This is a genomic window from Rhodopseudomonas palustris (assembly GCF_003226555.1).
Taxonomy (GTDB): Bacteria; Pseudomonadota; Alphaproteobacteria; order Rhizobiales; family Xanthobacteraceae; genus Rhodopseudomonas; species Rhodopseudomonas palustris_I.
This window is the reverse complement of the sequence record NZ_QKQS01000012.1, coordinates 146,526-168,066: the sequence shown is the minus strand read 5'-3', so window position 1 is coordinate 168,066 and position 21,541 is coordinate 146,526. Positions and strand designations below refer to the sequence as shown.

Sequence of the window (21,541 nt, the reverse complement as noted above, 5' to 3'; positions counted from 1 at the left end):
ACAGCCCGCAACCCATTAGGCGCATGAGCCAGACATCCACCGAACGGCTGAGAGACTATCTCTCCCAGCTCCCGCCGCAGTCCCAAGCGCTGCTCATGCGGGAATTCGAGCGCGCGCTCGAACGCGGTGACGATGTCGCGGTGGCCAGTTTCGTGCTGGAGGAGTTGCGCAAGATCGTCCGCGGTTCCGACGACGATACCCGGCCGCGAACCGATGATCCGGCCCGGCTGATGTTCCGGGTGATGGAACCGTTCCTGATCGACGCCAAGGAGACCCCGCGGCCAGGGCAGATCCGGCGCTCGTCGCTGACCTCGGTGTGGCAGTGGCTCGAGCGCGAGGGCATGCCCGACCAGATCCGAGAGTTCGAGGCTGCGCTGATCAGCCTGCGCCATGCGCCGGCTTCCCAAATCGAGCAGCACGTCCGCAAGCTGCAGCAGAGCGCGGCGGCCGCGATCGATCGGCTGACCAATCCCGAACCGGGCGTCGATCGCCAGCGCGCGATGTCGCGGGTCGGACCGCCGTCGGCGGTCGAGGATCTGGTACCGATCGGATCTGTGCTGAAGAACCGCGAGGCGATCGACACCTTCAACGGCAAGCTCTCCAGCAACCTGCGGGTGTTCGGCGACAGCCAGGTCAATTCGATGATCGCCGCGCTCAACGTGCCGGCGCTGCAGACGCCGATCCTGCTGCCATTCGCCCTGACGCTGATCCTCGGTCACCTCAACCAGCCGTGGCAGATCGTCCGGCTGGCGATCAAGGTCGCGGGCTCCGACGACGAGATCAAGGTCGCAGCCACGCCCTATGCGGTCGCCGTCACCATGGCGATCCAGGATCTGGCCCGGCTCACCGTCGACATGCGCGAGGACATTCGCCGCGGTCATTACGGCAACGTCGCCGAAAACCTCAAAGTGATTCACGACGGCGTCCGCGGCCTGCGCACCGAGCTCGACATCCGTAGCGATTCGACCTGGGGCAAGCAGCTGGCGACGATCCGTGTCGAGATCTCCAACGCGGTGAAATCGGAGATCGAGAGCGTTCCGGGCCGAGTCCGCCGGCTGCTGCGCCAGCGCCCGGACAAGGACATCACCGCGGGCGCCAGGCTGGACCAGATCGAGGTCGACGAAACCGCGGCGCTGATCGATTTCGTCGCGGTGTGCCGGACTTATGCCAGCGAGCTGGCGATCAATGAAGTGACGCTGCGGACCTATTCCGAGCTGCAGCAATACGTCGAAAAATCCACCGAAGCGCTGGTGCAGTCGCTGCGCGGCTCCGATCCGCGGGTCAAGCCGTTCCGCCACGAGCAGGCCGAGGCCGCGGTTCGGTTCTGCGAGGTGCTGTTCGGTCACGATTACGCCTCGCTGATGAGTCGCGCGGTCGAAAACGCCATGGTGGTGGTGGAACGCAAGCCGGCGGCGCGGGCGGGCTAGGCTCCCCTTTGATTCAAATCAAGTTTCGTCCCCTGCGGCGCCTTATCCGGTGCCGCAAATGTCAATTGCGGCTATCGTCCGACCATGGTGTAACCCGCCCGGGTTTTCGACCCGCCGGGCCGGTGCCGCGGCCCTTTAGTCCTCACCCGGAATCTCGCTCGAATGGCGCTCTGGTTTGTGTTCGCGATGATGACGGCCGTGGCGGTGTTCGCCGTGCTGTGGCCGCTCGGACGTAACGTCCAGGCGCAGCGCGAGGGCAGCGAGGCCACGGTCTACAAGGATCAGCTCGCCGAGGTCGACCGCGATGCCGCGACCGGGCTGATCGGGGCGTCCGAAGCCGCCGCCGCCAAGGTGGAGATCGGTCGCCGGTTGCTTGCCAGCGCCGAGGCCGAACGCAGCGCCCCGACCAGCGCGAGGCGCGGGCCGCGTCGCGCGGTGGCGCTGCTGGCGCTGCTCGGGCTGCCGGTGCTGGCTTTGGCGGTCTATCTGCCGCTCGGCTCGCCGATGCTGCCCGACGACCCATTGGCGGAGCGCGCGAAGGTGCCGGCGAACTCGCAGCCGCTCGACAATCTGGTGGCGCAGGTCGAGTCGCATCTGGAGAAGAATCCGACCGACGGTCGCGGCTGGACCGTGCTGGCCCCGGTGCTGGCCAAGACCGGCCGGTTCGACGATGCGGCACGCGCCTATCGCAATGCGATCACTTATGCCGGCGAGACCGCCGATCGCCGCGCCGATCTCGGCGAGGTGCTCACCTCGGCGGCGGGCGGCGTCGTCACGGCCGATGCCAAGACCGAATTCGAGCGCGCCGTCGCGCTCAAGCCCGACGAACCCAAGGCGCGTTACTACCTCGGCCTTGCAGCCGAGCAGGACGGTCGGCCGAAGGACGCCGCGACGATCTGGCGCGCGATGCTGGAGAAGGCGCCGGCCGACGCGCCGTGGCGGCCTATGCTGCAGGCCGAGCTCGCGCGGCTCGACGGCACTGCCAAGCAGCCGGCCTTGCCGGAAGGCGCCGCCGCTGCCGTGCAAAACATGAGCGAAGCCGACCGCGCCGCGATGATCCAGGGCATGGTCGCCAAGCTCGCCGCCAAGCTGAAGCAGAACGGCGACGACGTCGACGGCTGGCTGCGGCTGGTACGCGCCTATATGGTGCTCGGCGAAACCGACAAGGCCAAGAACGCGCAGTCCGAAGCGCGCCAGGCGATGGCCGACAAGCCCGACCGACTGAAGCAACTCAACGACGGCTTCAAGGGCCTCGGGCTCGACGGCTGACGTTGCGGCACGAACGATGCGGGTTTTCGACATCTTCGTCAGCCACAGAATTCGAGCGACGCTGCGACGCGTCGCTGTGAGGATCCGGTAGAGGACGCCGAGGCGAACTGACCATGACGCGTAAACAGCGGCGACTGGCGATGATCGGGGGCGCGGGCGTAGTGCTCGTGGTGGCTGTTGGGCTGGTGCTCAACGCGATGCGCGACTCCATCGTGTTCTTCTCGACGCCGAAGATGGTGGCCGAGCAGCACATCGCGGCCGGCAAGCGGTTCCGGCTCGGCGGCGTGGTCGAGCCCGGCTCGCTGCAGCGAGGCGAGCAGCTTCGGGTGTCGTTCAAGGTCACCGACGGCAACGCCACGCTGCCGGTCGCCTACAAGGGAATCCTGCCCGACCTGTTCCGCGAAGGGCAGGGCGTGATCGCCGAAGGCTCGCTCGACAAAGCCGGCGTGTTCGAAGCCGACACCGTGCTCGCCAAGCACGACGAGAAGTACATGCCGAAGGAAGTCGCCGACGCCCTGAAGAAGGACGGTCACTGGAAGGACGACTACGGCAACAAGCCGGCTGGTTCAACGACGTCCGGCCAGACCTCGGCGAGCGCGGCGGAGAACGGCAAATGATCGCCGAAGCCGGACACTATGCCCTCGTCCTGGCGCTCGCTCTGGCGCTGATCCAGTCCACCGTGCCGCTGCTCGGCGCCCGGCTCAATGACGGCGCGCTGATGAACGTCGCGCGCTCGACCGCGCTGGTGCAGCTGTTGTTCGCCGGGCTGTCGTTCACCGCGCTGGTGTGGCTGCACGTCACTTCCGACTTCTCGGTGGCGAACGTCTACGAGAACTCCCATTCGATGAAGCCGCTGCTCTACAAGATCACCGGCGTGTGGGGAAACCACGAAGGCTCGATGCTGCTGTGGGTGGCGATCCTGGCGCTGTTCGGCGGCCTGGTCGCGGCGTTCGGCAACAACCTGCCGCTGTCGCTGCGCGCCCATGTGCTGGCGGTGCAGGGCTGGATCGCGACCGCGTTCTATCTGTTCATCCTGATCACTTCGAACCCGTTCGCGCGGCTCGCCAATGCGCCGGCGGAAGGCCGCGATCTCAACCCGGTGCTGCAGGACATCGGCCTCGCGGTGCATCCGCCGATGCTGTATCTCGGCTATGTCGGGTTCTCGATTTCATTTTCGTTCGCCGCCGCCGCGCTGATGGAAGGCCGGCTCGACGCCGCCTGGGCGCGCTGGGTGCGGCCGTGGACGCTGGTCGCCTGGATCTTCCTCACCCTCGGCATCGCGATGGGCTCGTACTGGGCCTACTACGAACTCGGCTGGGGCGGCTGGTGGTTCTGGGACCCGGTCGAGAACGCCTCGCTGATGCCGTGGCTCGCCGGCACCGCGCTGTTGCATTCGGCGCTGGTGATGGAGAAGCGCAACGCGCTGAAGGTCTGGACCATCCTGCTGTCGATCCTGACGTTCTCGCTGTCGCTGCTCGGCACCTTCCTGGTCCGGTCCGGCGTGCTCACTTCGGTGCACGCCTTCGCCACCGATCCGTCGCGCGGCGTGTTCATCCTGATGATCCTGTGCATCTTCATCGGCGGCAGCCTGACGCTGTTCGCCTGGCGGGCGTCGTCGCTGAAGCAGGGCGGTCTGTTCGCGCCGATCTCGCGCGAAGGCGCACTGGTGCTGAATAATCTGTTCCTCACCACCGCCTGCGCCACGGTGTTCGTCGGCACGCTGTATCCGCTGGCGCTGGAAGTGCTGACCGGCGACAAGATCTCGGTCGGCGCGCCGTTCTTCAATCTCACCTTCGGCCCGCTGATGGTGCCGCTGCTGGTCGCGGTGCCGTTCGGGCCTTTGCTGGCGTGGAAGCGCGGCGATCTGATCGGTGCCTCGCAGCGGCTGATCGCCGCCGGCGTGGTGGCGCTGCTGGCGGTCGCCTTGGTGTACGCCTGGACCCGCGGCGGCGCGGTGCTGGCGCCGCTGGCGATCGGGCTGGCGATCTTCGTGATCGTCGGCGCGCTGGTCGACATCGCCGAGCGCGTCGCGCTGTTCCGCGCTCCGCTGGCGATCTCGCTGCGCCGCGCCTCCGGCCTGCCGCGTTCGGCCTGGGGCACGATGTTCGCCCATGCCGCCCTCGGCGTGGCGCTGATCGGCATCGTCTGCGAGACCACCTGGAACAGCGAATACATCGCCGCGATGAAGCCGGGCGACAGCACCAAGCTCGCCGGTTACGAGTTCAAGTTCGAAGGCGCCACACAGCGCCAGGGGCCGAACTACCGCGAACTGCTGACGCAGTTCACCGTCACCGAGAACGGCCGGCTGATCGGCGGAATGGCGCCGTCGAAGCGCAGCTTCACCACCCGCGGCTCCTCGACCACCGAGGCGGCGCTGCTGACCCGCGGCTTCAGCCAGCTCTACGTCTCGCTCGGCGATCTCAACGATCAGGGCGCGGTGACGGTGCGGATCTATCACAAGCCGATGGTGCTGTTGATCTGGCTCGGCCCGATCCTGATGGCGCTCGGCGGCCTGCTGTCGCTGTCCGATCGCCGGCTCCGCGTCGGCGCGCCGAAGCCCGCCAAAGCGCCGCGCGTGCTGCAGCCGGCGGAGTAGGGTGGAGAAACCGATGCGGAAACTACTTGCCGCCCTGTTGATCGTTTGCGCAACCGTCATTGCCGCCCCGCTGGCGCATGCGGTGCAGCCCGACGAGGTCATGGCCGATCCGGCGAAGGAAGCGCGGGCGCGCGAACTGTCGCGCGAGCTGCGCTGCATGGTGTGCCAGAACCAGTCGATCGACGATTCCGACGCGACGCTGGCCAAGGATCTGCGCCTCTTGGTGCGCGAGCGGATCGCGGCCGGCGACAGCAACAAGCAGGTGATCGATTATCTCGTCTCGCGCTACGGCGAATTCGTGTTGCTGAAGCCGCGGTTCGAGCTGCACACGCTGCTGCTGTGGCTGCTGCCGCCGCTGGTTCTGTTCGGCGGCGGCTTCGGGCTGTGGCTGCACACCCGCCGCCGCGGCCGCGACGCCGCGCGCGGCAGCGAAGCGCCGAAGCCGCTCAGCGCCGACGAGCAGGCGCGGCTGGACAAGCTGCTGACAGAGTAAAGTATTGACGATTCAACCAGTGCGGACAACTCTTCCCTTCAACATACTGAAGGGAATTGATTTGGATGCGATCAACTGCGTCGATGTCATCGAACAGACGATGTCATCGACCAATCGTTGATTGCTGGAAACTCGGCACTGAGGGAGCAATTCTCGTCGGATGTGCTTTTCATACAAGCTTCGATGCGGCAGTCGGTCGACGATGCTGCAAAAGATGAAATCGAAGGAATTCAAACTATAAAGGGTGCCAAGAAGAAACTGACAGTTCTGGTGGAAATCAACAGCCGCTCTGTCGAGGCTGTCGAGAGGATAGTTTCAGTTTCGCGCAAGCATTACGACAATTTAGAGTATGTAGTTCATGACTATGCATCCTCGGCCGGTGTCATTCTCGTCAGGTCGGCAGACGAGGTTCTTATCAGATGAGCGAGCGGCGGGCGCGCTGTTTGAGTCCACAACCTAGCTCCGCCGACCGTCAGTTGCTCAACCGGCGCATACGCACTAACCACAGCTCGACACTCGCAGCTAGAGCATCTTTCCCAAAGCCCGAGTCGAGGGGATTCCTTTAGGCTGGAAAAGCTGATTCCGTTGGCGATGGCCAAACGGGAGGCCGCGATGGGCAAGCCTTACAGCGTTGATCCGCGCATGCCAGCGAGCAGCAGCGCGACGATGTGAACGCGGCACGAGAGGCGTGGTTCTTCTAGAGCCGAGCTGACTTCGACCCGCAGCATCTGATCTTCATCGACGAAAGTGGTCTGTCGACCAAGATGGCGCGCCTTCGCCGGTGGGCACCGAAAGGCGCGCTGCCGCGTCGCCGTCCCGCACGGCCAGTGGAAGCCCATCACCTTCGTAGGCGGACTGACGCTGGGCGGCATCGTCGCCCCGATGCTGCTCGACGGACCGATGAACGGGGAATGCTCCCGTACCTGGATCGAACCGATGCTGGCGCCGACGCTCGAACCAAGTGACGTCGTGATGATGGACAACCTGCCGGGTCACAAGGTCATCGGCGTCAGACAAGCCATCGAACAACGCGGCGCCGCTCTGCTCTATCTGCGCCTTACTCGCCCGATCTCAACCCGATCTAAAACGGCTTCGCCAAGTTCAAGGCGCTCGTCCGCAAGAATGCACCGCGGACTTATCGAAGCCGATACCGCAGGAGCCATCTCGCAGTTCACGCCGACCGAATGTGCGAACTTCTTCGCCCATGCCAGCTACGGCTCGAACTAACGGGAAGCGGCTCTAGATGAAAGAATGCGACTACAGCAGGTGGAGGATAGGATTCTATGACGAACATTTTGCAGACGTCTGTAGCCCGCCTACGAATTCGCCGGATCGTTCTTCCGCATAGGATCGCGTTAAGGTGTTTGTCCTTCGCGCTCGGGAGCCTGATTGTGGTGGCGCCATTGCTCCAGCTTCCGGCCCGCGCGGCGGCGACCGGCACGAAGGGGTGGTGTACGACCATTGGAGACGCAGGAAGGACAGCCTGCGTCAGCTCTCCGATGGAAGCGTGCCAAATTCAGCATCAGATTTACAATCCAACGGCCAACTTTCATGGCTACTCGGATACGGAATATTGGTGGTCGAAACATTGCGAATGGGACTGGTACTTTAGTCCGGCTCCAGCTCCAGTGTCCTATGAATGCGAGTCGGGATTTAAGAGGTCGTTACCGGGTGTCTGTGTTCGTGAGGAGGATTACCAACCCACTCCTGACAGGGATGCGTGTGGCGGGTACAACAATGGCGGGAATATTTCGGCTAGTACCGGTCATCCAGTCGATATCACAAGCGGAAACAAGATCTTCACGGTTCTGGACTTCGAGACGGCAGACCGATCGCTGTCGTTGACACGATTGTATAATAGCCGCCCCCATATGGGTGCGATCAACGGAACGATTTCGGCGAACCCGCTTGGACTCGGATTCAATTGGCGGTTTGCCTTTCAGCATGAACTCCATCTCAACGTCGCCTATACGGATAATGTCGAGATTGAGACCGCTGGGGGCGGCTCTTATCCGTTTCTCCGAAAGAGCGCGACAGGCGCGTTCGAGGCGCAGCATTGGGGCTATGGGACCTACGCGCAAACGGATTACTCGTTGGAGTTCGTTGGCACATGGCCGTCAAGCTGGAGCAGTGTGATATCAGCGTCGACTCAGTGGCGAGTAAAAGACCGAGATGACAATATCTGGGTCTTTCAGACCTTCCTGCAACCCGGTTCGAACAAATACGTCATTGGTCGACCAATCAGCGTGACCAAGCGCGGCGGTCACGTCACGACGTTTGCATACGGCACATATGGTGAGCTCGTCAGCGTCACCGATCCGTATGGCAAGGTGCTCGAGTTCGCGTGGAACTATAAGCCTGCGAGCGCACCTGGCGGAGTTGCGCCGATCGCTATCAACCGCGTCACGTTGCCCGATGGAACGCACCTCGATTACACCTATGACTCGATCTCGACGTCTGGTGAATTCTCCAATCGCCTCGTGAAAGCTGAACACCAGAGTGCGGCGAACGTCGTGTTGGATGCATCCACGTATCTCTACGAGAATGCTGACTATCCGTTTGCGGTGACAGGAATTCAAGACGTCGGCGGTACGCGTCGCTGGACCGTTGAATATGATGCGAGTGGGCGTGCCACCACGAGCACCGGTCCGGATGAAACGGACAAGACGACGTTGGCCTACGGATCAGCGGTCGCGCCCTCGATGTCGCGGACGGTCACCAACGCGCTCGGAAAGAGCGCGACTTACAACTATCATTTTGGGGCGTGGACCGTCTATCAGACCGGGGTCAACGGCAACGCGAGTGCCAATTGCCCGGCCAGCGCAAGATCCTTCACATACAATTCGAGCCGGTATTTCATTGCGACGAGTACGGACGAAGAAGGTCGAGTAACGTCTTATACCAGGGATGCCAAGGGGCGGCCAACAGCGATCGTCGAGGGCTACGGGACACCAAGCGCCAAGACCACAGGCATCACTTGGCATACGACGCTCAATGTCCCGGCTCAAATCGTTCAATCGGGACTGACAACCGATTATTCCTGGAATACGTCGGGACAGCTGACGCAGATCACGGAGACCGATACGACCTCACAGACTGTTCCGTATTCGACCAACGGCCAGACCCGTGTGACCACGTTCACCTACGATCCGCACGGAGCGCTCTTAACTGTCGATGGGCCGCTGGCAGGGACCGGAGACACGACGACTTACACGTATTCGACATCCGGTTATCTCGCCACCGTCACGAACGAGGTGGGGCACGTTACGACGGTCAGCTCGGTCGATGGTCGTGGACTGCCGACCACGGTTGTCGATCCGAACAACGTTCAGACCGGGTTGACCTACGATTCGGAAGGGCGGCTCAAGACGATGACGGTCGACGTCGGCGGCCTCGCGGCTGTCACGGCAATCGACTACAATGTCGTCGGCGACATCACCAAGATTGCGCGTCCGAACGGTGCCTTTCTGCAGTACACGTATGATTCGGGGCGTCGCGTCATCAAGGTCGAGGACAACAACGGGTCGTATGCCGAGTACGACCGTGACAAGCTCGGCAACGTCACGGCGCGTCGGATCAAGGACTCGGGGGGCACGCTTCAATTCTCCCAGACCGCCGTGTTCGACGAGTTGGGGCGGCTGCTCAGATTCATCGGAGCGTCGAACCAGACGTGGACGCACGGCTACGACAAGACCGGCAATCGCGTGTCGGTTACGGACCCCCGGTCCAACATCTTCGGCTGGAGCTACGACTCGGTCAATCGGTTGATCAGCACGTCCGACGAGGACAGCAACGTCGTCACGCTCACGCGCAACGGCAAGGACGAGATCACCAATTACAGGGATCCACGGTCGCTCAATACGACCTTTGTCCGTAGCGGGTTCGGCGACGTCATCCAGCGGGTGAGCCCGGACTCTGGGACGACGGTGTATGTCTACAATGCTCTTGGCAAGCCGACCCAGATCACGGACGGGCGCGGTGTCGTCGCCAACCTGACTTACGACGACGCAGGCCGGCTGCTGACCAAGCAATATCCGGCTGCAACGGGCGAGAATGTCACATACACCTGGGACGCCACCGCCAGCGGCAACAAGGGCAAGGGGCGCGTCACCGCGATCCAGGATGCCAGCGGCAGTATCGCGTGGATCTACAACGCCCTGGGGCAGGTCACCCAGGAGCGCAAGACCACGGGCACCGTCGTCTACACTGTCGGATACACTTACGACCTCGACGGCAATGTGACGGAGATCACGTATCCCTCCGGCCGCACCGTTAGCTACAGCCGGGATGCAACCGGGCTGGTCACGGGCGTCACGACCAAGGCGTCCCCGTCGAGTTCGCTGGTGACGCTCGCGTCGAACGTGGCGTATCAGCCGTTCGGGCCGTTGCAGAGCCTGACCTACGGTAACGGTCTGGTCCTGTGGAAGACGTTTACCAAGGACTACAACCCCAACACCTTGATCGTCGAACAGGGCTCGAATTCGGTGATCAACCGGTCCTACACCTATTGGAACGGCGACTTCAGCATCACCAATATCTGGGACAGCAAGGATACGGTCCGCACCGAGAATTACGTCTATACACCCAATCAACGGCTCCAGAACACCTACGCGGATTGGGGCGAGCTGACCTATTGGCAGGATGGCGTCGGCAACCGGACGGCGGACATCTTCAACGACGGCAGCACGACGACGACCAAGACGCTGCAGTATCCCTACAACACCAACCGGATCGCTGGCGTCGCCCAGGGCTCGACGACGCTGCGCACCATCACCCATGACGGCGCCGGCAACATCGTCACCGACGTCCGGGGCTCCACCTCGTACACCTATCGCTACAACAACCGCGGCCGGCTCGACCGGCTGACGGTCGGCACGACGGTCAAGGCCGACTATGCCTATGACGGGCTGGAACGGATGGCGGTGCGGACGACGCAGAACATGACGCCGTCCGCCACCACGCACTATGTCTACGACCGTGCTGGGCGGCTGCTGGCCGAGGCCAGCGGCACCGGCACCACCCAGCGCGAATATGTCTGGATCGACGATCTGCCACTGGCGCTGTTCGCCGACCTCGACACCGGCACGCCGAAGCAGTGGTTCGTTCACCCAGACCACCTCAACCGCCCGACCAAGATGACCGACGCCAGCCAGGCGGTGGTGTGGGACGCCTATTACTGGCCCTACGGCGAGATCCGCACGATCACCGGCAGCGCCAGCAACAATCTGCGCTTCCCGGGGCAGTACTACCTGGTGGAGTCCGGGCTGCACTACAATTGGCATCGGCATTATGACCCGACGCTGGGGAGATATACGCAGCCGGATTCGCTGAGAGATGTGCTCACTGCACGTCCGGGCAACTTGGGTGGATCGCAATTACTTGGAGAAGTAGGCGAAGGTGGGTCGCGGCTCGCTTTAGCTATACTGCCGGTCGGTAACGTTATGGATAAAAGTGGAGCTGAGCTGCCAGAATTTGTGGACGGTCCGAGCGTGTATCAATATGCCACATCGATGCCGACAATGTGGGTGGATCCAGATGGCACAAGATTGTCAAGACAGGCGGTGGCGAAATTTATCGAAGCGTGTTTTGTTGCGTGGCAAGTATTGACAGGCCAAAAAGTCACTACGCGGCGGCCACCGCCGCCACCGCCGATCGTCAGAGAAGTGAAGCCGCGACCGCCAGTTCCGCCGAAGAAGCAGGAAGGCTCAAATGGCGGACTACCGTAGTTCAAAGAGTCTCAGAAAGCTAGATCGTTTGGGTTGGCTGATGTCTTTACGAGGGTGATTGTATGAATGCGCAGAAAATGAATCTGCCTGAAATTCAGAGTCTCATGGAGAGCGCTCGGGCAGGAGATCCTCGCGCCGCCATATCGTTAGCTTGGGAGTACTTTCTGGGAGAAAGAGTGTCTCGTGATATTGGAAAATGCTATTCTCTGCTTGAGCAGGCGGAAGAGGTCGAGCCTGAGCGTGCACGATTCTATGCCGCCAAAATAGCGATCCTCCTTAAGCAAAGAAATGTGTACGAGAAGATTTTGGCGGATTGCGATAACGGATATGCGCCTTCGTGTTTTCTGATGTCGGAGGTGATTGGCCAAGGCCTGACGGAAGGCAGCAAAAAGAACCAATTGGATTATTTGAGAAGAGGAGCCGAGCTTGGGCACATCGTGTCGGAATTTTTTCTGTGGCGGTCAAGTACGTTGGGTATTCTCCGGCGCTTGGGAACAGTTCCCTATGCGCTATATCTTATAGTCAGGATATTCGTCACTAAGTACCGGGACCCACATAGTGAGAAGACTCTCACTTAAGTATTTTTGAGCTGGAGGAATTTGAAGCGGGGGGCGACGTCCTTCGACTCGGAAATGCCCTTCGCGCAAGTAAGGCGCAATAGCGAAGCGTATTGCGCCGTCTCTGCCCCGCGCGGCGGATGATGCTGCGCTGATCCGCCTGACGAGGTTGCGGTCACGTCGCAGCAGATTGGGCGCGAGGCCATCGGTGGCCTCGCGCAGTTCGGTCAGCGCGTAGGGTGCAATAGCGAAGCGTACTGCGCGGTCTGTACAGAGAGGGGAATTGGCTGACGGTGGCGCGGTGATGGGACGGCGTCGTGCGACTAGCTTGGCGACTTGTTGTCCGCCTTCATGTCTCTCTCGTTCACTGAGGCGTCTTGAATGACGGCAGCACGCAACGAGAGGGACGCTGCTGTATGCCTCCAACGACAACAGCCCGTAGGGCGCAATAGCGAAGCATATTGCGCCGTCTCTGCCCGCGCTGATCCAGTCCACGAGCGATCCCGGCCAAACGCAAGCGTGGGACGTTGTGCCGGAGTTCACGCCGATCAGTTGGTCGAATGCCGCGAGGTTTGCGTGGCCGCATCGAATGCGCTTCGCATCCGCTCGATGTGCGCCAAGGTCTGAGGCCGGATATCCTCCGGACCGCGGCAGTTCATGCACGACGCCGTGGCGGCGGCGCTGTCGAAGGCCGCGGCGAGAAAACCGGGCAGGGTGACCGCCTGCAGATGCGCGGCGATCGCGGCGATGATCAGATCCTGCGCCGCCGCATGGGCGCGTAGCAGCCGCAGCTCGTCGCGAAGCGTGTCGAGATCGTCCGGCATCGGCGTCGTCTCCTCGTTGTAGAACCCGGCCGCCGGAGCGGCCGGGTCTTCCTTGGGGTGACGAGATCGGTGGGAGCTACTCCGCCGCGATCGGCTTCGGCATCGGACCGAGCTTGACGCCGTCCGGATAATACTTCCAGCCGTCGCGGACCTTGATCTTGTCGTCCCAGGGAAGCTTGTAGTTGCCTTCGGCGAGGTCCTGCACCCAGGTCAGGTAGTTCGCCTTTTCGCCGCCCGGCTTGCCGACATAAGCGCGGCAGCCGAGATTGAAGATGTTGTTTTCCAGCGCCCAGTTCTCGCGCGACTTGTCGACCAGGCGGGGGAACAGCTCGGCGGTGACGATCTCCCAGGGATTGCGGTGGCCCTGCTGGATGACGTTGCCGTCGTAATTGCATACCGTGCCTTCGCCGAAGTAATAGAACACGCCGTCGTAGCCGGCCAGGTTCACCGAGATGGTGTACATCAGGTTCTGCCAGGCGTTGGTGCGGTTGGTCCAGATCCACTGATCGTTGACCTGGGTCGAGTAGCCGGAAATGCGGATATAGACGTTGGCGCCCTTGTAGGCGGCCTCGCGCGCCAGCTCCGGGAACATGCCGTCGTGGCAGATGCAGACCGCGAGCTTGGATCCCTTCGGACCGTCGCACACCGGCATGCCGTAATTGCCCGGCGACCACGGCTCGATCGGCACCCACGGTTGCAGCTTGCGATAGTGCAGCGCCAGTTCGCCGTCGGCGTTGATGATGATCGCGGTGTTGAACGGCGGCAACTTCGGATCGTCGTTCTTCTCCATCAGCGAGAACACGCCCCAGACCTTGTTGCGCTTGCACGCCTGCTTGAACGCGCCGATCTCCGGCGAGTCGACGGTGAGCAGCATCTCGTCATAGGTCCAGATCGCGGTGTTCAGCCCCTGCGTCGAGTATTCGGGGAAAACGATCAGATCCAGATCGGGGTAGCCGGCTTTGGTGGTGTCGACCGCGCGGCAGATCTGCTTGACCTGGGTTTGGATATCCTCCGGCCCGCTCACCACCGGCACGGGATATTGGATCATGGCGACGAGCAGAGCCTCGTCCCACGCGCTGACGCTTCCGGTACTTGCCATCACTTGGCTCCATGTAACGTTATAACGTAACGTTTATGGGGCCAAGTGAGCTGCGGGCGAATACGTCGTTCTACGTATGCGACTTCGTCATCTTCAGCAGGCCGACGCGGTCGCGGATCAAGCGGCATCGGTGACGCGGCGCCATCCCGGAAACGGATCGGGCAGGTGACGATAGCGGTTCAGGTCGTACGTCTCGGCGTCTGCGGGATCCACCAGGCAGCGCTCCAGCATGGTGGTGATGCGGTCCCGGTTCATCGTCCCGAGCATGCCGATGAACACGATCTGTTGGCGCCGGTCGCCGTAGACCGGATCGAATTTGGCCTTGGCCTCGGCCTGCACGACTGGGTCCGACGGCCAGCGCGACAGCGGCACAGCGGCCCACCAGAACCCGAGCGGTTTGGCAGTGGCCACCGCACCGGCGAGGCTGAACTCGCCGACCCAGTCGGGGCGCGTCGCCAGCCAGAAATGTCCCTTGGCACGAATGACGCCGGGCAGGGGAGTCTGCAGGAATTCGTTGAAGCGTTCCGGGATCAATGGCCGGCGCGCGTTCCAGACGAAGCTGGTGACGCCGTATTCGGCGTCTTCCGGAACGTGGTCGGCAAATCCGTACAGCTCCTTGAACCACATCGGGTGTTGATGGGCGCGCTCGAAATCGAACAGGCCGGTGTCGAAGATCTCGTCGGGTGACACCTGGCTGTAATCGGTCTCGATCAGTCGTGCGTCGGGATTGAGCGCGCGGATGATGGCACGCGCGGCCTCGCGCTGCGCCGGCGTGGCGTCCGACACCTTGTTCATGATGACGATATCGGCGAACTCGATCTGCTCGACCAGCAGGTTGACCAGGGTGCGCCCGTCGCCTTCGCCCGCGGTCTCGCCGCGATCGGCGAGAAAGTCGGTCGACGAATAGTCCTTGAGCAGGTGGACGGTGTCGACCACCGTCACCATGGCGTCGAGCCGCGCGATATCGGACAGGCTTTCGCCGTCCTCCTGGCGAAACTCGAAGGTGGCGGCGACCGGCAGCGGCTCGGACACGCCAGTGCTTTCGATCAGCAGGTAGTCGAACCGGCGTTCGTCGGCGAGGCGGCGCACTTCGTTCAGCAGATCCTCGCGCAGCGTGCAGCAGATGCAGCCATTGGTGAGTTCGACCAGTTTCTCTTCGGAGCGACTGAGCGCGGTCTCCTCGCGCACCAGATCGGCGTCGATGTTGACCTCGCTCATGTCGTTGACGATCACCGCGACCCGCCGGCCGTCGCGGTTGTTGAGCACATGATTGAGCAGGGTGGTCTTGCCGGACCCGAGGAAGCCCGACAGCACCGTGACCGGAAGGCGATCGTCTGATGTTTGCGGCTTGGACACGGCTCACCTCGTGATGTAACGTTATAACGTTGCATTTCTTAGGTTGCCGCGCCGCGAAGTGTCAAGGACAGCCGCACAACCGCGGGCGGTTGATCCCCAATTCGCTCGATTGACGGTAGCTGAGGACGCAATCCGCGAGCCGACGTCGGGGGCGCGTGGTCCGGAGCTGCGGCGCACATCCGATTGTCGCAGCATCCCGGCGGTCAGCGAGGCCGCGGGCGGCCTCGCGGCGTTTGTCGGGAACGGGCTCGGCGGCAGGGCCGTCGGGCTTCAGAACGGCACGATTTCCATCGGCAGCGGCTTGCCGGCCTTATGCAGCGCGATCCAGCGGTGCAGCTCGGCGACGTGGCCGCTTTCCTCGGCGACGAACTCCTTCGCCAGCATCTTGATCTCGGGGTTGTCGGTGGTGTCGAGAACGTTCTTGTACCAGTCGAACGCGCCGGTCTCCGCTTCCAGCGCGATCTGCAGCGCCAGATCGCGGCCGATGAACGGATCGGTACCCCAAATCGCGGCGGCTTCCGGACTTTCCAGGCCCGGCCATTTGAAATCGCCGGGCTCCATCTGCGGGATGTCGCGGAAGCCGGCGCGTGCCTGCGCGTCGGCCTGATGCATCCGCGAGTAGTCCGCGAGCTGGCGGAACAGCTTCGAGACTTCCTTGTTGCCGCAACTATCCATCGCGTCGGCGAGCTGACCGAACCGCAGCGCGGCTTCCTGTTCCAGCTTGATCGAATGCGCCAGAAACTCTTCGACTGTTTCCATCGTCGTTCCTCCTTGTTCGGCCGTCGCCGGAGCGGCGACGGCCGTCGCTGTCGTCAGGCGTTCTCCGCAGCCTTGGCGGCGTGCTTGAGCGACCATTCTTCCTGGGTGATCCAGGCCTCGAGAATACGGACGTGTTCGGCCTCTTCGCCGACGAACTCCTTGGCCGCCGCGGCGACTTCGCGGGATTTAGTGGTGGCTTCGACCGCGCGATAGAACTCGTAGCCGCGGCGCTCGCCCTGCAGCGCCGCCTTCAGCGCGCCGAGACGGGTCAGCGTGGTGTCCGACGCCCACACCGCGGCGCGTTCCGGCGTCGCATGATCGGGCCACGCGTAGTCCGGCGGCACGTTCTTGCTCACATCGATCGCGCCGGCACGCGCCTTCACTTCTGCCAGATGCAGCCGCGAGAACTCGGCGAGTTGCGCGAACAGCTTCGCCACCGGCGCGTTGCCGGCATCCGCCATCGCCTTGGCGAGACTGTCGTAGTGCAGCGCGGCGTCTTCCTCGACCTTGGCGGCGTAGCTGAAAAATTCCGGCAGGGTGTTGATCTCCATGCCGCCCTTGTAGTGCGCGGCGGCAGGCGTCACCGCCATGCGTTGCGGCTTGGTCTTGTCGCCCTCGAAGCGGACCATGATGTCTTCGTTACGGACGAAGCACTGGCAGGCGAGGCGATAGCGCGGCGGGACGTCGTTGACTTCGGCGTCGACGATTTCGTCCTTGGTGATCTTGCCGAGCTGGCGCAGCACTTCCTTTTCCTTTTCGGTCAGCGCCACCGCCGACTTCGCCTTGGGATTGAAGTGCTCGACCTGCACCAGGCAGGAGCCGCATTCGCCGTCCTGACAGTCGAACGGAATCGGGATGCTGTGCGATTTTGCCACCGCCAGAATGGTCCCGCGATCGCCCGCCACCGCATAGACGGTCACGTCCTTCGCCATGACCGGGGATGAGAAGGTAATATTCGCCACGTCGTACTCTCCTGTCATCAGGGTTGATCGACGCCGTGCCGGCGCCCTCCGGCAGCGCCTTGGCAAGAACCAGGCCACGCGTGATCACTAAGTAATTCAGTTAGTTGCAGTGGCGCAGCAGGAGCGGGGTGCGACCAAAGGCGGATCGGATTCCCGACACGAATGTACGAACGGCGACAAAATGCGCGTTTTGGTAAGGCGGGAAGCGACCATCCGTCGCGGCCGAATACCGTCAAAATTACAAAAGTTTAATTCCCTCGCCAGAGCGCCGTAAGGCGGAAAGGCCCATCTTCCGAAGCAACGATGCGGAGGTTTCGCATCCCAGTTTCAACCGACCTTCGGAGACTTTCTCAATGCACGATCGCCGTCCCGTCCAGTCCTCGCAGTCTTCGCACCGGCCGTTGTCCAGGTCGCTGCTGTCGGCGCGCAAATTCGCGCTGATGGCCTCGGTCGTCGCCGGTCTCGGGGCGGGCGCCTATGGGCTCGGCCACGGGTCGTTCGATCTGATCACGACCCCGGCGCATGCGCAGCAGGTCGGCGCCAATGTGCAGCCGGCGCAGCAGCCGGTCGGCTTCGCCGACATCGTCGACAAGGTGAAGCCCTCGGTGATTTCGGTGAAGGTCAACATCGCCGACAAGATGGCCAAGAACGAAGACCGCGAGGACTTCTCGTTCCCGCCCGGCTCGCCGATGGAACGGTTCTTCCGCCGCTTCGGCGGTGAGATGCCGCCCGGCCTGCGCGGCCATCGCGGCGGCGGCATGATCACCGGCCAAGGCTCGGGTTTCTTCATCTCCGCCGACGGCTATGCGGTGACTAACAACCATGTGGTCGAGGGCGCCGACAAGGTCGAAGTCACCACCGACGACGGCAAGACTCACAAGGCCAAGGTGATCGGCACCGATCCGCGCACGGACCTGGCGCTGATCAAGGTCGAGGGCGGTTCGAATTTCCCGTTCGCCAAGCTGTCGGACGGCAAGCCGCGGATCGGCGATTGGGTACTGGCGGTCGGCAATCCGTTCGGCCTCGGCGGAACGGTGACGGCCGGCATCGTTTCGGCGATGGGCCGCGACATCGGCAATGGTCCGTACGACGACTTCATCCAGATCGATGCGCCGGTGAACAAGGGCAATTCGGGTGGTCCGGCGTTCAACACCAACGGCGAAGTGGTCGGCGTCAACACCGCGATCTACTCGCCGTCGGGCGGCAGCATCGGCATCGCGTTCTCGATCCCGGCCAACACCGTGAAGGCGGTGGTCGAGCAGCTCAAGGACAAGGGCTCGGTCAGCCGCGGCTGGATCGGCGTCCAGGTTCAGCCGGTGACGCCGGAGATCGCCGACAGCCTGGGCCTGAAGAAGCCCGAAGGCGCGCTGGTCGCCGAGCCGCAATCGGGTAGCCCGGCAGCGAAGGCCGGCATCGAATCCGGTGACGTGATCACCGCGGTCGACGGCACCCCGGTGAAGGACGCCCGCGAGCTGGCGCGCACGATCGGCGCGTTCGCGCCGGGCCACTCGGTGAAGCTGACCGTGTTCCACAAGGGCAAGGATCGTGAGCTGACGCTGACGCTCGGCGAATTGCCGAACAAGATCGAGGCCAGCAATTCCGATCGCGGCGACAGCGGCTCCAACCAAGGGCTCGACCTGCCGAAGCTCGGGCTGACGCTGGCGCCTGCCGGCTCGGTCGCCGGCGCCGGCAAGGAAGGCGTGGTGGTGACCGACGTCGATCCGAAGAGCGCCGCCGCCGATCGCGGCTTCAAGGAAGGCGACGTCATCCTCGAAGTCGCGGGCAAGAACGTGTCGAACCCGGGTGACGTTCGTGACGCGCTCGCCTCGGCCAAGAAGGACAGCAAGAACAGCGTGCTGATGCGGATCCGCAGCGGCGGGTCGTCTCGCTTCGTGGCGGTTCCGATCGCCAAGGGCTGATCGGCCCAGCGATGACGACAGAATTGGAGAGTGTCGCCGGCAATCGTCGCCCCCAGCCGACGGCACTGTCCCGGGGACGGGTCGTAACCCGCTCGTCCCCGTCTTACACCTTCCGTTAGGAGTTCAGCCCCCCTCCGTCGGAAGGTTTAGGCGGGCGGTGGAGTCCCCCAGCTCCATCGCCCGTTCCTGTCTCGGGGACGTTCGTGCCGCCTTGCAAGGAGGCTGAAGCCGCGTCATGTTGCAACAGAGCCCACAGAGTTTGAGCAAGTCCGACAGCAATATGCGTCTGTTGATCATCGAGGACGACCGCGAATCCGCCGATTATCTGGTCAAGGCGTTTCGCGAGGTCGGCCACGTCGCCGATCTCGCCGGCGACGGCGAAGAGGGACTGGCGCTGGCCGAGAGTGGCGACTACGACGTGCTGGTGGTCGACCGGATGCTGCCGAAGCGCGACGGTCTGTCGGTGATCGGCAGCCTGCGCGAGAAAGGCAACCGCACGCCGGTGCTGATCCTGTCCGCGCTCGGCCAGGTCGACGACCGCATCAAGGGCCTGCGTGCCGGCGGCGACGACTATCTGCCGAAGCCTTATGCCTTCGCCGAACTGCTGGCGCGCGTCGAGGTGCTGTCGCGGCGCCACGGCGGCCCGGCGGAAGAGACCAGCTACCGCGTCGGCGACCTGGAGCTCGACCGGCTGTCGCACCGCGTCACCCGCGGCAGCGAGGAACTGACGCTGCAGCCGCGCGAGTTCAGGCTGCTTGAATACCTGATGAAGCACGCCGGCCAGGTGGTGACCCGCACCATGCTGCTGGAGAACGTCTGGGATTATCACTTTGATCCGCAGACCAACGTCATCGACGTCCACATCTCTCGCCTGCGATCGAAGATCGACAAGGGCTTCGATCGGCCGCTGCTGCACACCATCCGCGGCGCCGGCTACATGATCCGCGACGGGCTGCGCTGAGCCCCGCTCATCGACCGGTTGCGTCGGCGGAAAGCTCCGTGGCAAGCCAGACCAGATGCCCAAGACCAAATGCCCAAGGCGGCGCCGAGCTGCAGTTCGGCGCTGCACGCGCGGCGGTGTTCGGCTATCGCCATTGGCCGCAAGGCACTACCCTCGTAGTGTTCCTGGGTATCTAAATACGGCGCATCCCATCGTTTCTTAACTTTCACATGCGAGCTTGCCGCAAATACGATTCATTTGGGGATGCGAACGCCGCATGTTTATCGGAAGCCAGAAGAAGCAGGAACTGATTCAGAAGGCCGAATGGCTCGACACCCTGTCGTTGCATTGCGGCATCGGGCTGTGGGACGCGATCCTGCACGACGGCGATGCGATGCATCCCAAGGCGCGCTGGACGTGGTCGTCCGAATTCCGCCGGCTGTGCGGCTATAGCTCGGAAGCCGAATTTCCCAACGTTGTGCAGTCCTGGTCGGATCGCCTGCATCCCGATGACGTTGCTCCGACCTTCGCGGCCTTCACCCAGACCTGCCAGACCGGCGTCGGTTACGACGTCAAGTATCGCCTCAAGGTCAAAGACGGCTCCTATCGTTGGTTCCGAGCCACCGGCGGCGTGGTGCTCGACGAAAACCGCAAGCCGCGGCGTGCCTGCGGCTCGCTGGTCGACATCGACGATCTGGTGAAGGCGGAAGCCCAGAAGCGCGACTCGATCCATCGACTCGCCGGCGATTTCGAAAGTGCCATCGGCAAGATCGTCAGAACCGTATCGTCGGCCTCGGCCGAGCTCGAGAGTTCGGCGCGCCAGCTCGCGATCACCGCCGATACCTCACAGAATCTCGCCGGCAACGTCGCGGCGGCCTCCGAAGAAGCCACCAGCAACGTGCAGTCGGTGGCCTCGGCGACCGATCAGTTGTCGTCGTCGATCCGGGAGATCAGTCAGCAGGTGCAGGAATCGGCAAGGATCGCCGGCGATGCCGTCGGCCAGGCGCGCAACACCACCGAACGCGTCAGCGAACTGTCGAAGGCCGCGACCCGGATCGGAGACGTCGTCGAACTGATCAACACCATCGCGGGCCAGACCAATCTACTGGCGCTGAACGCGACGATCGAGGCCGCCCGTGCCGGCGAAGCCGGGCGCGGCTTCTCGGTGGTGGCGGCGGAAGTGAAGGCATTGGCCGAGCAGACCGCGAAAGCCACCGGCGAGATCGGTCAGCAGATCAGCCGGATTCAATCCGCGACCCAGGAGTCGGTCGGCGCGATCAGCGAGATCAGCGGCACCATCGAGAAGCTGTCGGAAATCTCCGCGCACATCGCTTCCGCAGTCGAGGAGCAGGGCGCCGCGACCCAGGAGATCTCGCGCAACATTCAGCAGACCGCGCAAGGCACCGAGCGCGTCTCCGCGACCATTCTGGACGTCCGGCGTGGTGCGGTCGAAACCGGCACGTCGTCGTCGCAGCTATTGTCGTCGGCGCAGTCGCTGTCGCAGGAAAGCGGCCGTCTCGAAGACGAAGTGGGCCGCTTCCTGCGCACCGTGCGCGCCTCGTAAAGCGATGCTTCGCCGCCGCTCACGGCGGCGCGGTGCTATTCCAGCTATCA

At 63.2% G+C, this 21,541-nt stretch carries 17 protein-coding genes; 12 read left to right on the top strand and 5 right to left on the bottom strand.

Annotation, left to right across the window (positions count from 1 at the left end):
- Nucleotides 1-23 precede the first annotated feature (23 nt).
- From DNX69_RS07390 to DNX69_RS07350, 9 genes are all read left to right on the top strand, one after another.
- Complete coding sequence (locus DNX69_RS07390; protein ID WP_110785368.1) at nt 24-1,427, top strand: hypothetical protein; 1,404 nt, start codon at nt 24-26, stop codon at nt 1,425-1,427.
- Between the two features lie 162 nt (nt 1,428-1,589).
- Nucleotides 1,590-2,696: a c-type cytochrome biogenesis protein CcmI gene (gene ccmI / locus DNX69_RS07385; RefSeq protein WP_110785367.1), complete on the top strand. Its 1,107-nt coding sequence runs from the start codon at nt 1,590-1,592 to the stop codon at nt 2,694-2,696.
- Between the two features lie 113 nt (nt 2,697-2,809).
- Nucleotides 2,810-3,313 (top strand): cytochrome c maturation protein CcmE, encoded by a 504-nt coding sequence (gene ccmE, locus DNX69_RS07380; protein ID WP_110785366.1) that lies wholly within the window; start codon nt 2,810-2,812, stop codon nt 3,311-3,313.
- Entirely contained in the window at nt 3,310-5,292 is a 1,983-nt protein-coding gene (locus tag DNX69_RS07375; protein ID WP_110785365.1) for a heme lyase CcmF/NrfE family subunit, read from the top strand. Before ccmE ends, DNX69_RS07375 begins: the two co-directional genes overlap by 4 nt.
- 13 nt (nt 5,293-5,305) lie before the next feature.
- Nucleotides 5,306-5,785, top strand: coding sequence for a cytochrome c-type biogenesis protein (locus tag DNX69_RS07370; RefSeq protein ID WP_110785434.1), 480 nt, complete (start codon nt 5,306-5,308; stop codon nt 5,783-5,785).
- Between the two features lie 117 nt (nt 5,786-5,902).
- The gene (locus DNX69_RS07365) at nt 5,903-6,208 is read left to right on the top strand and encodes a hypothetical protein (protein ID WP_110785364.1); all 306 of its coding nucleotides are present in this window, start codon (nt 5,903-5,905) and stop codon (nt 6,206-6,208) included.
- A gap of 324 nt (nt 6,209-6,532) precedes the next feature.
- Nucleotides 6,533-7,012, top strand: a complete 480-nt coding sequence (locus DNX69_RS07360) for a transposase (protein ID WP_110785363.1) — start codon at nt 6,533-6,535, stop codon at nt 7,010-7,012.
- A 56-nt stretch (nt 7,013-7,068) separates the two neighbouring features.
- The gene (locus tag DNX69_RS07355; RefSeq protein WP_110785362.1) at nt 7,069-11,511 is read left to right on the top strand and encodes an RHS repeat-associated core domain-containing protein; all 4,443 of its coding nucleotides are present in this window, start codon (nt 7,069-7,071) and stop codon (nt 11,509-11,511) included.
- A gap of 62 nt (nt 11,512-11,573) precedes the next feature.
- Nucleotides 11,574-12,089, top strand: a complete 516-nt coding sequence (locus DNX69_RS07350) for a hypothetical protein (protein ID WP_110785361.1) — start codon at nt 11,574-11,576, stop codon at nt 12,087-12,089.
- A gap of 527 nt (nt 12,090-12,616) precedes the next feature.
- Here DNX69_RS07350 and DNX69_RS07345 read toward each other — a convergent pair.
- From DNX69_RS07345 to DNX69_RS07325, 5 genes are all read right to left on the bottom strand, one after another.
- Nucleotides 12,617-12,892, bottom strand: a complete 276-nt coding sequence (locus DNX69_RS07345) for a hypothetical protein (RefSeq protein WP_110785360.1) — start codon at nt 12,890-12,892, stop codon at nt 12,617-12,619.
- Between the two features lie 76 nt (nt 12,893-12,968).
- Nucleotides 12,969-13,991 carry a formamidase gene (locus DNX69_RS07340; protein WP_110785359.1) on the bottom strand — a complete coding sequence of 341 codons (1,023 nt, stop codon included), beginning with the start codon at nt 13,989-13,991 and terminating at the stop codon, nt 12,969-12,971.
- A gap of 117 nt (nt 13,992-14,108) precedes the next feature.
- Nucleotides 14,109-15,347: a GTP-binding protein gene (locus DNX69_RS07335; RefSeq protein WP_110785358.1), complete on the bottom strand. Its 1,239-nt coding sequence runs from the start codon at nt 15,345-15,347 to the stop codon at nt 14,109-14,111.
- Between the two features lie 270 nt (nt 15,348-15,617).
- Nucleotides 15,618-16,106, bottom strand: coding sequence for a ferritin-like domain-containing protein (locus DNX69_RS07330; protein WP_013503258.1), 489 nt, complete (start codon nt 16,104-16,106; stop codon nt 15,618-15,620).
- Nucleotides 16,107-16,159: 53 nt separating this feature from the next.
- Entirely contained in the window at nt 16,160-17,068 is a 909-nt protein-coding gene (locus DNX69_RS07325) for a 2Fe-2S iron-sulfur cluster-binding protein (protein WP_110785357.1), read from the bottom strand.
- A 353-nt stretch (nt 17,069-17,421) separates the two neighbouring features.
- On the opposite strand from DNX69_RS07325, the gene DNX69_RS07320 reads away from it, so the two are divergent.
- The 3 genes from DNX69_RS07320 (at nt 17,422) to DNX69_RS07310 (ending at nt 21,491) form a co-directional block, all read left to right on the top strand.
- On the top strand, nt 17,422-18,987 hold the full coding sequence (locus DNX69_RS07320; RefSeq protein ID WP_110785356.1) for a DegQ family serine endoprotease: 1,566 nt from the start codon (nt 17,422-17,424) through the stop codon (nt 18,985-18,987).
- A gap of 280 nt (nt 18,988-19,267) precedes the next feature.
- On the top strand, nt 19,268-19,948 hold the full coding sequence (locus tag DNX69_RS07315; RefSeq protein WP_110785355.1) for a response regulator transcription factor: 681 nt from the start codon (nt 19,268-19,270) through the stop codon (nt 19,946-19,948).
- A gap of 256 nt (nt 19,949-20,204) precedes the next feature.
- On the top strand, nt 20,205-21,491 hold the full coding sequence (locus DNX69_RS07310) for a methyl-accepting chemotaxis protein (RefSeq protein ID WP_110785354.1): 1,287 nt from the start codon (nt 20,205-20,207) through the stop codon (nt 21,489-21,491).
- Nucleotides 21,492-21,541: the final 50 nt, after the last annotated feature.